This window comes from Escherichia sp. AM3, assembly GCF_032029835.1.
GTDB lineage: Bacteria > Pseudomonadota > Gammaproteobacteria > Enterobacterales > Enterobacteriaceae > Escherichia > Escherichia coli.
On the sequence record NZ_JAVUPQ010001316.1, the window covers coordinates 1 to 235 of the forward strand.

Sequence of the window (235 nt, forward strand, 5' to 3'; positions counted from 1 at the left end):
AGAAAACTGTTGATGCAGCCAAAATTTGTGGCGGTGCAGAAAATGTTGTTAAAACAGAAACTCAGCAAACATTCGTAAATGGATTGCTCGGTTTTATCACTTTTGGCATCTATACTCCGCTGGAAGCCCGGGTATATTGCTCACAATAGTTGCCCATCGATATGGGGAGCTCATCTGCACTGTTCATTAATATACTTCTGGGCTCCCTACAGTTGTTTTTGCATAGTGATAAGCC

The 235-nt window shown here is 42.1% G+C and carries 1 pseudogene; it reads left to right on the plus strand.

The annotated features are described in order from the left end of the window. Positions 1–149: pseudogene (gene iss, locus RTW80_RS30860) on the plus strand (increased serum survival lipoprotein Iss); the annotation flags it as partial. Positions 150–235: the final 86 nt, after the last annotated feature.